Genomic DNA, 13644 nt, shown 5'->3' with positions numbered 1-13644 from the left:
TCCCTGGCGGCATCGGGCTCTCTTCAGGTGAAAGCGTCCGGCATCGAATCCTTGCGCTTCTGGATGTAGGCCAGCAGCGCCTCATCGATCGCGGGGTCGAGCGGCGGCGCTTCGTAGTGATCGAGCCAGGAGCGGCAAAGCGCATTGGCACGTTCCTCGATGCGCTTCTGGCCTTCGATCTCCCATTGCTCGAAGGAATTGTTATCTGCCAGGGCCGAGCGGTAGAAAGCCGTCTGGAAATTGGCCTGAGTATGACCGCAACCGAGATAGTGGCTACCGGGGCCGACTTCGCGAATCGCGTCCAGCGCCTGGCCATTTTCCGAAAGATCGACGCCCTCGGCCATCTTCTGCATCATGCCGAGCTGATCCTGGTCGATCATGAACTTCTCGTAGGAGCTGACGAGACCGCCTTCGAGCCAGCCGGCCGCATGCAGCACGAAATTCGTGCCGGCAAGCAGCGTCATGTTCAGCGTATTGGCCGATTCGTGCGCCGCCTGCGCATCGGGCACCTTGGAGGCGCAGAGCGAGCCGCCGGTACGGAACGGCAGGCCGAGACGCCGGGCAAGCTGGGCTGAACCGTAGGACACCAACGACGGCTCCGGCGTACCGAAGGTCGGCGCACCCGACTGCATGGAAATCGAGGCAGCAAATGTGCCGTAGAGCACAGGCGACCCCTTGCGGATCAACTGCGTGAAAGAGGCGCCGGCCAGCACTTCCGCCAGAATCTGCGCCAGCGTGCCGGCGACGGTCACTGGGCTCATCGCACCAGCGAGGATGAAGGGGGAGACGACGGAGGCTTGATTATGGCGTGCATAAACCTTCAGCGCACCGAGCATGGTCTCGTCGAACACCATCGGCGAGTTGGCGTTGATCAGGTTCAACGTGACGCAATTGTTTTCGACGAAATCGTCGCCGAAGACGATCTTCGCCATTGCGATCGTGTCTTCAGCGCGTTCCGGCGCGGTGACCGAGCCCATGAACGGTTTGTCGGAATATTTAATATGGCTGTAGACCATATCGAGATGTCGCTTGTTGACGGGGATGTCGACCGGCTCGCAGACGGTGCCGCCGGAGGAATGGATCGACGGCGCCATATAGGCGAGCTTCACGAAATTGCGAAAATCCTCGATCGTCGCATAACGGCGGTTGCCTTCGAGATCGCGGACGAAGGGCGGGCCGTAGACAGGGGCAAAGATCGTCGCCTTGCCGCCGACATGGGCGTTACGGGCGCTGTTGCGCGCATGCCAGGTGAATTCCTTCGGCGCGGTTTTCAAGAGTTCGCGGCAGAGCCCCTTCGGGAAATGCACCCGCTGCCCCCGAACGTCGGCGCCGGCCTCCTTCCACAGCGCCAGCGCTTCCGCGTCGTCGCGAAACTCGATGCCGATTTCCTCGAGCACAGTGTCGGCGTTACGCTCGATGAGCTGCAGGCCTTCCTCGTCCAGAACCTCATAAACGCCGATCTTTCGGACGATATAGGGAAGCGACGGGCCTGGTCCGCCGCCGCTGCGCGATGCGCGCCGCGCTGCCGCACCCCTGCCCTCGCCGCGCGAACGCCGCCCGCCACCATCACCGCCCGCGGCCGGTTGCTCAATCATATCGTCCATGATGCTTCCTCACTCCTGCGCATGAATGCGTCTATCATTGCCCCATGCTACCCGATTCCGTCGCACGGACGTTCCTTTATGCGCCAGCGACTAGCATAGGACAGACATGAAGGACGCGAAATTGCTTCATTTCCATCCGTCGCGAATTATCCGCACGACGTCGCTTTCGAAAAGAGTTTTGTCATGCTTCGGGTCTATCGGTAATAGCGGCAGTGTTTTATACAAGCCCCTGATGCATCGCACGAAAACGGGATGGAGCGCATGTCTGACGACGAAATCATTCTCGCGGAACTTTCGGACGAGGAACTCGTGCAGCAGATGCATGACGACCTCTATGACGGACTGAAAGAGGAAATCGAGGAAGCGACCAATATCCTCCTCGAACGCGGCTGGACGCCCTATGATGTCCTGACCCAAGCGCTCGTCGAAGGCATGCGCATCGTCGGCATCGACTTTCGCGACGGCATTCTCTTCGTTCCCGAAGTGCTGCTTTCCGCCAATGCGATGAAGGCCGGCATGAGTATCCTGCGGCCGCTGCTGGTCGAAACCGGAGCGCCGAAGCTGGGCAAGATGGTCATCGGCACCGTCAAGGGCGATATCCACGACATCGGCAAGAACCTTGTCGGCATGATGATGGAGGGCGCCGGCTTCGACGTCATCGATCTCGGCATCAACAACCCGGTCGAAAACTATCTCGACGCCATCGAACGCGAACAGCCCGATATTCTCGGCATGTCGGCGCTTCTGACAACGACCATGCCTTACATGAAGGTCGTCATCGACACGCTCAAGGAAAAGGGTATGCGGGACGATTATGTCGTTCTCGTCGGGGGTGCGCCGCTCAACGAGGAGTTCGGCAAGGCAGTCGGTGCCGATGCTTATTGCCGCGACGCGGCCGTGGCGGTCGAAACCGCCAAGGACTTCATGAAGCGCAAGCACAATAGCCTGGCTGCTGGCGCCTGATCGTGACGGACACCAGGCCGGCGGCAACTCTAAGGGTTGCAGCCGGCGGAGCGGCGTCCCAAATCAGTTGCTGGCCGCCTTCTTTACCGAGTGACCTGCAGCCTCGGTCGCGTTGACGGCATTGGCTGTATCCCTGCCCATGCCGCGAATTGTGTTGGCGCATGAAGCAAGTACCATAAGAACTGCGCAGGCGGCGGCGATTTTGGTGAGTGTCGGTGCAGTCATGATCGGGAGCCCTCTCGGAATGGATATTGATCGACAAAAGGCAGAGACAAATATTCCGCCCAATAAACGCACAATCGCCCAAAAAGTTCATGTGATCGCGTGCGGCGCAATCGCGCGCGAAATACTGGCGATCACCAGAATCAATAGCCTCGATCATGTCGACCTGCACTGTCTTCCCGCCATCTACCACTCCTATCCACAGAAGATCGCACCTGCCCTCAATGAGGCAATTGCGGACGCGCGTTCGCGTGGCTTCGAGAAGATTTTCATCGGCTATGCCGACTGCGGCACCGGCGGCGATATCGATAAGATCTGTGAGCGCGAAGGCATCGAGCGCCTCTCTGGCCCGCACTGTTATTCCTTCTTCAGCGGCAACGACGCCTTTGCCGCTCGCGAGGATGACGTCACCTCGTTCTTTCTCACCGATTTCCTGGCCCGCCAGTTCGAATCCTTCGTCATTGTGCCGCTCGGCCTCGACCGGCATCCGGAGCTGAAGGACATGTATTTCGGCAATTACCGCAAGGTCGTCTACCTCTCGCAGGAAGAGGATCCGGCACTGCAGGAAAAAGCAAAAGCAGCCGCAGCCTATCTTGGCCTTGACTACGAATATCGCTTCACCGGCTATGGCGATCTCGGCCGCGAATTGCTGGCTGTCTGATTACGACATTCCAACACCTATCCCCGCTTGCAGCGCCCGTCGGACGTCGCCATGTTGATACGCCTCGAAGGTGTTGAATCACGGCGGAAAATCCGATCCTTTTTGCACAGCGGCGAAGTTTGCCGGTGGTTGCGGAGATGCTTTCTTTGCCGCGTCGTTTTTCGGCATGGGCCGCGTCGTGGCGAGCGCAGTCTCTGCATCGGCGGACGTGCATTCTTGATCAAAGAGGAGAATTTTTGCATGGCGGATCGCATTGTCGTCTATTGGCGGGACATCCCCGCCCAGGTCATCATCAAGAAGGGACGGCAGACAGCCAAGCGCGAACTGTCGCTCCGCTTCACCGAAGCGATTGATATGTGCGCCATGCGCACGGGTGCCGCCGAGACGGACGACTATCTGGCTGAATGGCGCAAGGCCGATCCTGTCCCGGTCTCCGACGATCTCGAGGCAGAGGCGGACAAGGCCGCAAGCGAGCTCGAAGCCACCTATGACCGAGAGCGCCTGGTGGCGCTGGTAAAGGCCGGGGGCCGCGACAATGGCTGACGCCATCCAGAAACCGGGCAATGCCGCCGCGGGTGCGAAGGCAGCCAGCGGCGCCTACACGCCATCAGGCGTTTCGCCGAACCGCCGCGCCCGCCGCAAATACACTGTCCGTCTCTGGGCCGTGCGCCATTCGCGTTTCCTCGAGTGGTTCTATCGCCGCTTCGCCGATGCCTTCCTGCTTTTGCATCCGCTTTGGAAATCGATCGGCTACGAGCGCGTCGAACGACCGATCACCTTCGTCGAGCGCAATGTGAAAGGCTTTCTCTTCGATTGCCGCATGTGCGGCCAGTGTGCGTTGTCGTCGACCGGCATGTCCTGTCCGATGAACTGTCCGAAGCAACTGCGCAACGGCCCCTGCGGCGGCGTGCGCGCCAATGGCAATTGCGAAGTCGAACCCGATATGCCCTGCGTCTGGGTGCAGGCCTGGAACGGCTCGCGCAATATGGTCAATGGCGACGCGATCTTGAAGGTGCAGAAGCCGGTGAACCAGTCGCTACGCGAAACATCCTCCTGGCTGCGTGTGACCGCGGAAGCTGCAGCGGCGCGTGAAGCGGCGAAGAAGGAAGCCTGATTGATGGCGCATATCGATGAAAATCCGCTTGGTGCGCATCTGCCTCTCGATCCCCTGCCCGGGCATTCCTCACTCGGGCGGCTGGAGCGCGTGCTGCGTCGCGGCGAGTTCGCCGTCACCGCGGAACTGAACCCGCCCGATAGCGCCAACCCGGAAGATGTCTACGAACGTGCCTCGATCTTCGACGGCTGGGTGGACGGCATCAACGCGGTCGATGCCTCCGGTGCCAATTGTCATATGTCCTCGGTCGGCATTTGCGCGCTGCTGACGCGCATGGGCTATGCGCCGATCATGCAGATCGCCTGCCGCGACAAGAACCGCATCGCCATCCAGGGCGACGTGCTGGGCGCTGCCGCCATGGGCGTGTGCAACATCCTCTGCCTGACCGGCGACGGCGTGCAGGCCGGCGACCAGCCGGGCGCCAAGCCGGTTTTCGATCTCGACTGCATGTCGCTGCTCGAAACCGTGCGTATCATGCGCGACAACGCCAAATTTCTCTCCGGTCGCAAGCTGACGTCCCCGCCGAAGGTTTTCCTTGGCGCCGCCATTAATCCCTTTGCACCGCCTTATGACTTCCGTCCCTATCGCCTGGGCAAGAAGATCGAAGCCGGCGCGCAGTTCGTGCAGAGCCAATATTGCTATGACGTGCCGATGTTTCGCGAATACATGAAGAAGGTCCGCGATCTCGGCTTTCACGAGAAGTGCTTCATCCTCGTCGGTGTCGGTCCCTTGGCGTCTGCTAGGACCGCACGCTGGATGCGCTCGAATGTTCCGGGCGTCCATATTCCGGATGCGATCATCAAGCGCATCGAAGGTGCCGAGGATCAGAAAAAGGAAGGCAAGCAGCTCTGCATCGATATCATCAACGAGGTGAAGGAAATCGAGGGCGTGTCCGGCATTCACGTCATGGCCTATCGCCAGGAAGAATATGTTGCTGAGATGGTGCACGATTCCGGCGTTCTGACCGGCCGCCAGCCTTGGAAGCGCGAAGCCAACCCGGGCGATGCGGCGATTGCCGAACGCTTGGAACATCTTCGCGAAGGCAAAGAAGAGAACCAGCAGGAAATGGCCGAAGCCGCCGCCCACCATCCACCGCATCAGACGCATTGATATCGAGAGCGATAGGCGGAGGAGCCTACCGCTTGTAACCCCCATCGCGGCACGATAGACCACCTCCATCGAGCCCGCCGACCAGAGTCTAGAGACCAGAGGATCAGACAGACATGACGCGCACCATCGTTGCTTCAGCCACTCGCGAAATCATCATCGGTTTCGACCAGCCCTTTTGCGTGATTGGCGAACGCATCAATCCGACGGGGCGCAAGAAGCTGGCCGCCGAGATGATCGAGGGCAATTTCGATACCGTCATCAAGGATGCGTTGGAACAGGTGGCCGCCGGTGCGACCATGCTGGACGTCAATGCCGGCGTCACCTCGGTCAATCCAAACGAGACCGAGCCGGGCCTGCTGGTGCAGACGCTGGAAATCGTTCAGGGCCTTGTCGACGTGCCGCTGTCGATCGACAGCTCGGTGACGGCCGCCATCGAGGCGGCGCTGAAGGTCGCCAAGGGCCGGCCGCTGGTCAACTCCGTGACCGGCGAGGAGGAAAAGCTCGAAGCCATCCTGCCTCTGGTGAAGAAATACGATGTGCCCGTGGTCGCCATCTCCAACGACGAGACCGGCATTTCCATGGACCCCGACGTTCGCTTCGCCGTCGCCAAGAAGATCGTCGAACGCGCCATGGATCACGGTATCAAGCCGCAAGATATCGTCGTTGATCCGCTCGTCATGCCGATCGGTGCGCTTGGCGATGCCGGCCGCCAGGTCTTCGCGCTGCTGCACCGCCTGCGCAACGAGCTGAAGGTCAATACCACCTGCGGCCTTTCCAACATCTCCTTCGGCTTGCCGCACCGTCACGGCATCAATGCCGGCTTCATCCCGATGGTGATCGGCGCCGGCATGACCTCGGCGATCATGAATCCCTGCCGTCCGCAGGAAATGGAAGCCGTGCGCGCCGCCAACGTGCTGAACGGCACGGATGCGAATTGCACCAACTGGATCATGACCTATCGCGACTACAAGCCGGCCGAAGGCGGCGCAGCAGCACCCGCTTCTGCCGCTCCCGGCGCTGGTGGCGGTCGCCGTGGTGGACGCGCGGCTCGTGCTGGCGCAGGCGCTGCGAGGGAATAGCGATGTATCCGAGCAGCCGGCTTTCCAACGATCTCGCGACGCTCTGGTTTCAGGCGCCGATGGTGATCGCGATGCGTACGCAACAAATGTGGATGGCGGCGATGACCGGCGGAACCATGAACGCCGCGGAACTCAACCGGATGGTCTCGGAAAAGATGATGGCTGCGGCGGAAAGTGCCGTCGCGGCCAATATTGCCATGACCCAACAGAGCATCAAGGCAATAACGGCGATGGCAACGGGCACCACCACCTCATCGCACCGCGCTGCCGACGCGGTCGTCAGGGCCACCGTCAAGCCTTACAGCAAGCGCGTTCGTTCGAACGTGCGCCGCCTCACCAGACAGAAAGGCTGATCCGTGGCCCAAGCCAGCGACAGCACGAATCCCCTCGTCCTTTTCATGCCCTCCGGCAAGCGCGGCCGTTTTGCAGTCGGCACACCGGTGCTGGAGGCCGCGCGGCAGCTAGGCGTCTATGTCGAAAGTGTCTGCGGCGGCCGCGCGACATGTGGACGCTGCCAAGTCTCCGTTCAGGAAGGCAATTTCGCCAAACACAAGATCGTCTCCGCCAACGATCATCTTTCGCCCATCGGTCCGAAGGAAAGGCGCTATGCCGAGGTGCGCGATCTTCCTGAGGGGCGACGCCTCTCCTGCTCGGCGCTGATCCAAGGCGATCTCGTCATCGACGTGCCGCAGGATACGGTGATCAACGCGCAGGTGGTGCGCAAAGCTGCCGATGAGCGCGTCATCGCCCGCGATACGGCCGTGCACATGTGCTACGTCGAAGTCGACGAGCCGGACATGCACAAGCCGCTCGGAGATCTCGACCGGCTGAAGGCGGCGATCGCAGCCGATTGGAAATATGACAATCTCGAAGTCGACTTCCATCTGATCCCGCAGGTGCAATCGATCCTGCGCAAAGGCGAGTGGAAGGTCACCGCCGCAATCCACCGGGATCACGAAGAGGACCGTCCGCGCCTGATCGCGCTTTACCCGGGCCTGAAAAACGAAGCCTATGGTATCGCCTGCGATATCGGTTCGACGACGATCGCCATGCATCTCTCTTCGTTGCTGTCGGGCCGCACGGTGGCATCCGCGGGTGCATCCAATCCGCAGATCCGCTTCGGCGAAGATCTGATGAGCCGCGTCTCCTATGTGATGATGAACCCGGATGGCCGCGGCGCCATGACCAACGCCGTGCGCGAGGCGCTGAACGGGCTGATCGACAAGGTCTGCGCCGACGGCGGCGTGTCGCGCCAGGACATTCTCGACGCAGTCTTCGTCGGCAATCCGATCATGCATCATCTCTTCCTCGGCATCGACCCAACAGAGCTCGGCGGGGCGCCGTTCGCGCTCGCTGTCTCCGGCGCCGTGCATTTGACATCGGCTGAAGTCGGCCTCCCGATGAATGCCGGCACACGCATCTACATGTTGCCCTGCATCGCCGGCCATGTCGGCGCCGACGCTGCCGCCGCGACGCTGGCTGAAGGCCCGCACCGCCAGGATGAAATGATGCTACTGGTCGATATCGGCACCAATGCCGAAATCGTGCTCGGCAATCGCAACCGCGTTGTGGCAGCCTCCTCGCCGACCGGCCCCGCTTTCGAAGGCGCGGAGATTTCCAGCGGCCAACGCGCCGCTCCCGGCGCCATCGAGCGCGTACGCATCGATCCCGTCACGCTAGAGCCGCGCTACCGTGTCATCGGCATCGAGCCATGGTCGAATGAACCCGGTTTTGCCGAGGCAGCAGCCACCGTCGGCGTCACCGGTATTTGCGGCTCGGCCATCATTGAAGTGGTCGCCGAGATGTTCCTGACCGGCATCATCTCCGAAGACGGCGTCGTCGATGGCAGCATGATGGCGCGCTCGCCCCGCATCCTCCAGAACGGCCGCACCTACTCCTATTTGCTGCGCGACGGTGAGCCACGCATTACGGTGACGCAAAACGACGTGCGCGCCATCCAGCTCGCCAAGGCCGCCCTTTATGCCGGCGTCAAGCTGCTGATGGACAAACAGGGCATTACTCATGTCGACCGCATCGGCCTTGCCGGCGCCTTCGGCACCTTCATCGACCCGAAATACGCAATGGTGCTAGGCCTGATACCGGACTGCGCCCTCGACAAGGTGAAGGCGGTCGGCAATGCCGCCGGCACCGGCGCACGCATGGCACTCCTCAATCGCGGCCATCGCCGCGAGATCGAGGAAACCGTCAGCAAAATCGAGAAGATAGAGACGGCGCTTGAATCAAAGTTTCAGGAGCATTTCGTCTATGCCATGGCACTGCCGAACAAGGTGGATGCTTTCCCGGAACTGTCGAAGGTCGTCACGTTGCCGGAACGCAAACAGCTCGCGGACGATGAAGGCGGAGGCCGAAGAAGACGCCGCAGCCGCGAGTGACTATCGGCCCGTAGTCATCAAGCCTGACTGCGAGAAGAAATCTGATGACGAATCTTTGAACAATGGGTGCTGATGATGCTCAGCTTGGAGACCCCACGACTCCTTCTCCGGGCTTGGCGGGATAAGGATCGCGTGCCATTCGCCGCTATCAACGCAGACCCTGAGACGCGTCAGTATTACTATCCAAGCCTGCTCACGTCCGCAGAAACGGATGCCTTGATCGATGAAGCCCGGAAGGAATTGATAAGCGAGGGAATTGGCTTTCTTGCCGTCGAGCGCAAGTCCGACGGCGCATTGATCGGCGGAGCTGGGCTGTCGCGACCAGGACCGGAAGTTCCCGGCAACTTTCCCCTTGAGATCGGTTGGATTCTGGGTCGTTCTTACTGGCGTCAGGGCTACGCGACCGAGGCAAGCTATCGCTGCTTCGATTTCGCTTGGGACGAGCTGCAGATTGATCAACTGATCGGGTATACGTCCAGCATCAACTTGCCGTCACGCCGCGTGATGGAGAAGATTGGCATGGTTCAAGTGATCGGAGCGGATTTCGACGACACGACCGTACCTCCGGGACACGTATTACGTCCCCATGTGCTGTATCGCATCGCGCGACCTGGATGAAACGTGCTTCCAATGTACGCGACGTGGCCCGTTTCAAATTCGCCAGAGACCGTGCGGGTCAACGTCCTTAGTAGTCCACATCTTCACACGCGGCTCACGCGGCCATTTTCCGCCCGATCTCTATGAACGCCTGCCGGATGCTGTCGGCCACCGCTTTCATAGGTCCCGTCATCTGCGATGCCGTCAGTAGGCGAATGTCGAAGGAGGTAAGTTCCGGCAGCCCCTCATTCGGCCCGAGAATCTCCATATCCTCACCAATGTAGGAACGTGGAAACGGCGCGACCGCAAGATCAGAGACAATAGCCGCGCGCTGCGCCATGGTGTGGGCGCTGAGATAGGAGACGCGGTAAGGCCGCTTCTGCCGTTCCAGCTGGGCCAATGCTTCCGACCGCCAGATGCAACCATCTTCCCAGATCGAGATTGGCAAGGGATCACGGCGATAGGCCGTACCGCACTTTGCCCCTGCCCACACGAGGCGTTCGGTATAGATGACCTCGCCCTCGGTCGGGAAAGGCCGTGTCGCACAGTTGATCAGCGCCAGATCCAGCCGCTGCTCCTCGATACGCTTCTTCAATTGAAGACTCATATCGACAGTCACGTCGACCATGATGCCCGGATAGCTCTCCGAAAAGCTCTTGAGAATGCTCGGCAGCAAGCGCTCGCCGATATCGTCCGGAGCGCCAAGCCGCACGACGCCGCTGAGCTCGGGCATGATGAAACGCGACACGGCCTCGTTGGACAGCGCCAGGATGTTGCGGGCATAGGAGAGCAGCATCTCACCATGCTGCGTCAGGCTCACAGAACGCGCGTCGCGCAGGAACAGTGTCACACCCAACTGCTCTTCCAGCTTCTTGATCTGCATCGAGACGGCAGACGGCGTACGAAAGACAGCATCGGCCGCAGTTGAAAAATTGCCGGTTTCGGCGATGGCGACAAAGGTGCGCAGAACCTCATTGTCGAGCAGCGGTATGGGCCGGCGGAACGGTACGGTCATATCGGCTTCCTTCAATTTTTCTGATCCTAAGTACCATATCATTTCATTTGTCTGAATGTCAACGAAGCACCATATTAGTCCTAACGAAATTGATACCGGCAGCCGAAAAGGAGCAACTACCATGGCTGGCACAACACTTCGCGAGGCATCTCGGTTGTTCAATCTCCTGCGCGCCCGCGAAATTCAGCGCACGGCGCAGCACACGCTCGATGACATTGCGACGCGCTTTCCGGCGCATTTGATCGACGATGTCAACGCCCGCGGCCTGCCCCCGGATCGTATGCTTTCGGTATGGGCGGAAGATATTGCTGATTCTGGTAAGGAATTTTTTCCGATTCGATAGGCTCCATCTCATCAAATAAGCATGTCGCTTACGAAGGCCTCTCCTCCTTTTCGATCGAAGATACCCACTCCCGGAACGATCGGTTTCAACCCCAGGCGGCCAATGGATTTCATAATCGAAGCGGTCGCCAAGCGGCGGTCGGATACCAACAAGCGCGATCTAATTTCAGCAATCGAGATAAAGCGCTCCTGTAACTCCCAAACATTTCTCATTCGAAACTTGCCTGCTGGGAGAAGACCCGCATTTTGCAGTGGTGGGATTGAGCCATTTGTGATGCGCAGATAAAATAATACGTCTCGCCATGTCACTTCCGTTTCTGGATCGATTTCATTTGTCTGTGCCTGACACAAGGCAGTGACCGCGGTTTCATCAGTGGTGTATAAGCACTTTGCGAATGGCTTACGATCTGAGCGCTTAATTGTTACCTGAACGTCTCCTCTGAAAACTGCATCAAAGACAATAGCCCACGGATGACGTGAGGTTCTGGATGCTTGAACGATCTCAACAACGGGTCTCCCTACAGCCCATTCCTCCAGACTGCTTTGGAACTCCTTCGGGTCAACAACAGGCGCGACTCCTGTTGCACCCAAACCTCGGCGCAACTTGTCATCAGGACACCAGATTGTACCTAATTTGTACAAACCGAGTACTTCACCCACCGGTAGTCCGATTGCGTTAGCTTGCGCCCTAACAGCAGGAGGAAAAAAGTAGGTCACGGATTGGAATTCTTTCTCGGAAGAGAACCTGTAATGTCTCCGAATGCCGGAGCAAAAGTGCTCGGTTAGCTCTCTTTGAAGAAACACTTTGAGATCTTTGTGGTACTTGGGAATCCCACGCGTTAAGGGGTGGACCCACTGCTTATTCGTATACTTCTTTGTGTGCTCGGTAATTGCGGACAACTCGAAAAACCGACCCGGCCAATTTAGAAGCGCTCCCGAAGCTTCGACGAGCGCTTCAAGGGAGACGCTGTAGTGCCTGCTCGCCAGAAAGTCTGCCCCTTGCCACTCTGGTCTCTGTTCAAAGTCGAGTAATTTTGCGAGCTCAATAATAAGAGTGAATAGCGCCCCACGCGAGAACGATCGCAAATCCTCGTGTAGCCGCCAACCCCGTGCTTCGCGAGCTGTTTGGTCCGGATCGACCAGGGATTGCACGAACTGAAAAGAAAACTCGTCGGGTAGCTCGATCTTGGTCTGTGGGAAATCGCAGAGATTGGCACCACAGCGTGAGCAGGTTGAGACCCCGGCGGTGTATTTGAAAATCAACGGGGAGCGGCATTCTGGGCACTCTTCGAGCAACGTCTCGCGGTTAACCGGATCACAGGGGAAACAGCGTAGCGACCATATAGCCTTTTGATAGCAGTGTTCGCGGAGATATAGCGGCGATACACGCCTGCGGCTGCTCAGGTTTGAAGGTGAAATATTCGCGCCAAAGAAATTGATCGCGCCGTTATTTTTCCGATAGATGAGAGGACTGATATAACTCTCGTTAATCCCGAGTGCGTGTGCAACCTGACCTGCGTCAAACTCATGCTTCGCGAATGAAAAGTGAGACCAGATCGAATTTCCAGTCCGTCGCATAAGTTTGTCGACGATGTTAACCGCGTGGAAGCCGTTATATTCCACCGCCCTGAACAGAAGATCCGCCAAACCTTCCCCAGGCAGTGGGTGCACCGGCAGCGCGAGGCTACCATATTCATAGGGCTCAAACGCAGACGTGTTTTCCTGGGCCGTCATGTTGTCCATACGAGTCCACCCTCCTCAAACTTTCTCGGACGTTCGTCCGTCGCTACTTCGACTGGCGGCGATCCAGCTCAAAATCGGAGTCAAGGTCGCGGTCGCGGCTGCCAAAACACCCTCAATGAGGATGTATTTTTGAAACGAGTCAACCCATAGCTGTTGCGGACAGAGTGCGTCTCTGGAAGACGGCTCAGGGGTCTTAAGGACGCGGAGAAATGGTCAAAACAAAAACAAGAATGCGAATCGCTTCTTTGATCGGAGACCACCAAATTCGCATTGCAACCAACGATCGGACTTGGTCAGTCGGTTTGAGCCGACCGCTCAGTAAGAATGGTTCGAGGAGGTGTTATGGCTGCGGCCAGCTGAGCAGTCAGGAATTTGGGCGCATATGCACCATCAAAATCGGTCGACACACGTGCTAACGCTATCCGTTGGCCTTATCTGTTCGATTTGGGTTTCCAGCTGACGATCTCCATCGAACCCCTGCCCCGTATGATACCGTCGCAGGTGTAAATTCGAGACCTTTGTCTTCGAGCGCGCGAATGATCTTGTTGGTCACTTCCGTGCTAACGTGAGCAAGCTCGCCCATTTCAAGTCGCGCAACGGCCTTCGGATGCACCCCCGCGAGCTCGGCAATCTCCTTCTGTTGGAGGCCAAGCATACCACGTGCGGCGCGCACTATTTCGCCACTGATAATCATCGACATGGAGCGATGAAGAAGGCTCGTGTGGAAATGTCAACACTGAGTTGAACATCTGTCTTTCAAAGGATTATTGTGTCTTCGAGGGACACTATGTTGACTCCAGA

At 58.8% G+C, this 13644-nt stretch carries 15 protein-coding genes; 10 read left to right on the top strand and 5 right to left on the bottom strand.

The features are described from left to right. Positions 1-23 precede the first annotated feature (23 nt). Positions 24-1604, bottom strand: coding sequence for a trimethylamine methyltransferase family protein (locus FHT86_RS05200; RefSeq protein WP_133705815.1), 1581 nt, complete (start codon positions 1602-1604; stop codon positions 24-26). Between the two features lie 261 nt (positions 1605-1865). Between FHT86_RS05200 and FHT86_RS05195 the strand changes: the two genes are divergently transcribed. After that, positions 1866-2567 carry a B12-binding domain-containing protein gene (locus tag FHT86_RS05195; protein WP_133705814.1) on the top strand — a complete coding sequence of 234 codons (702 nt, stop codon included), beginning with the start codon at positions 1866-1868 and terminating at the stop codon, positions 2565-2567. A 63-nt stretch (positions 2568-2630) separates the two neighbouring features. Here the strand turns inward: FHT86_RS05195 and FHT86_RS05190 are convergent, their stop codons facing one another. Then, positions 2631-2792, bottom strand: coding sequence for an entericidin (locus FHT86_RS05190; RefSeq protein WP_133705813.1), 162 nt, complete (start codon positions 2790-2792; stop codon positions 2631-2633). Between the two features lie 19 nt (positions 2793-2811). On the opposite strand from FHT86_RS05190, the gene FHT86_RS05185 reads away from it, so the two are divergent. The 8 genes from FHT86_RS05185 (at position 2812) to FHT86_RS05150 (ending at position 9764) form a co-directional block, all read left to right on the top strand. Beyond that, entirely contained in the window at positions 2812-3450 is a 639-nt protein-coding gene (locus FHT86_RS05185) for a DUF1638 domain-containing protein (RefSeq protein WP_133705812.1), read from the top strand. Between the two features lie 240 nt (positions 3451-3690). Then, positions 3691-3993 carry a virulence factor gene (locus FHT86_RS05180; protein WP_133705811.1) on the top strand — a complete coding sequence of 101 codons (303 nt, stop codon included), beginning with the start codon at positions 3691-3693 and terminating at the stop codon, positions 3991-3993. Further along, on the top strand, positions 3986-4564 hold the full coding sequence (locus FHT86_RS05175; protein ID WP_133705810.1) for a methylenetetrahydrofolate reductase C-terminal domain-containing protein: 579 nt from the start codon (positions 3986-3988) through the stop codon (positions 4562-4564). Before FHT86_RS05180 ends, FHT86_RS05175 begins: the two co-directional genes overlap by 8 nt. A 3-nt stretch (positions 4565-4567) precedes the next feature. Further along, positions 4568-5674, top strand: a complete 1107-nt coding sequence (locus tag FHT86_RS05170; protein WP_133705809.1) for a methylenetetrahydrofolate reductase — start codon at positions 4568-4570, stop codon at positions 5672-5674. A gap of 113 nt (positions 5675-5787) precedes the next feature. Next, a complete protein-coding gene (locus FHT86_RS05165; protein WP_133705808.1) occupies positions 5788-6753 on the top strand; it encodes a methyltetrahydrofolate cobalamin methyltransferase in 966 nt (321 codons plus the stop codon). Positions 6754-6755: 2 nt separating this feature from the next. Next, on the top strand, positions 6756-7106 hold the full coding sequence (locus tag FHT86_RS05160; RefSeq protein ID WP_133705807.1) for a hypothetical protein: 351 nt from the start codon (positions 6756-6758) through the stop codon (positions 7104-7106). Positions 7107-7151: 45 nt separating this feature from the next. Beyond that, positions 7152-9146: an ASKHA domain-containing protein gene (locus tag FHT86_RS05155; protein ID WP_166656793.1), complete on the top strand. Its 1995-nt coding sequence runs from the start codon at positions 7152-7154 to the stop codon at positions 9144-9146. A gap of 72 nt (positions 9147-9218) precedes the next feature. After that, the gene (locus FHT86_RS05150; protein ID WP_312862298.1) at positions 9219-9764 is read left to right on the top strand and encodes a GNAT family N-acetyltransferase; all 546 of its coding nucleotides are present in this window, start codon (positions 9219-9221) and stop codon (positions 9762-9764) included. A gap of 94 nt (positions 9765-9858) precedes the next feature. Here FHT86_RS05150 and FHT86_RS05145 read toward each other — a convergent pair whose 3' ends face one another. After that, a complete protein-coding gene (locus FHT86_RS05145; protein ID WP_183868537.1) occupies positions 9859-10800 on the bottom strand; it encodes a LysR family transcriptional regulator in 942 nt (313 codons plus the stop codon). 112 nt (positions 10801-10912) lie between these two features. On the opposite strand from FHT86_RS05145, the gene FHT86_RS05140 reads away from it, so the two are divergent. Next, positions 10913-11101, top strand: coding sequence for a hypothetical protein (locus tag FHT86_RS05140; RefSeq protein ID WP_246779395.1), 189 nt, complete (start codon positions 10913-10915; stop codon positions 11099-11101). A gap of 11 nt (positions 11102-11112) precedes the next feature. Here the strand turns inward: FHT86_RS05140 and FHT86_RS05135 are convergent, their stop codons facing one another. Both FHT86_RS05135 and FHT86_RS38810 read right to left on the bottom strand, forming a co-directional pair. After that, on the bottom strand, positions 11113-12843 hold the full coding sequence (locus FHT86_RS05135) for a hypothetical protein (protein ID WP_133705803.1): 1731 nt from the start codon (positions 12841-12843) through the stop codon (positions 11113-11115). Between the two features lie 418 nt (positions 12844-13261). Further along, a complete protein-coding gene (locus FHT86_RS38810) occupies positions 13262-13537 on the bottom strand; it encodes a multiprotein-bridging factor 1 family protein (RefSeq protein ID WP_409527583.1) in 276 nt (91 codons plus the stop codon). Positions 13538-13644: the final 107 nt, after the last annotated feature.

It is taken from the genome of Rhizobium sp. BK313 (assembly GCF_014193655.1).
Taxonomy (GTDB): domain Bacteria; phylum Pseudomonadota; class Alphaproteobacteria; order Rhizobiales; family Rhizobiaceae; genus Rhizobium.
This window is presented reverse-complemented; position numbering and strand designations above follow the sequence as displayed.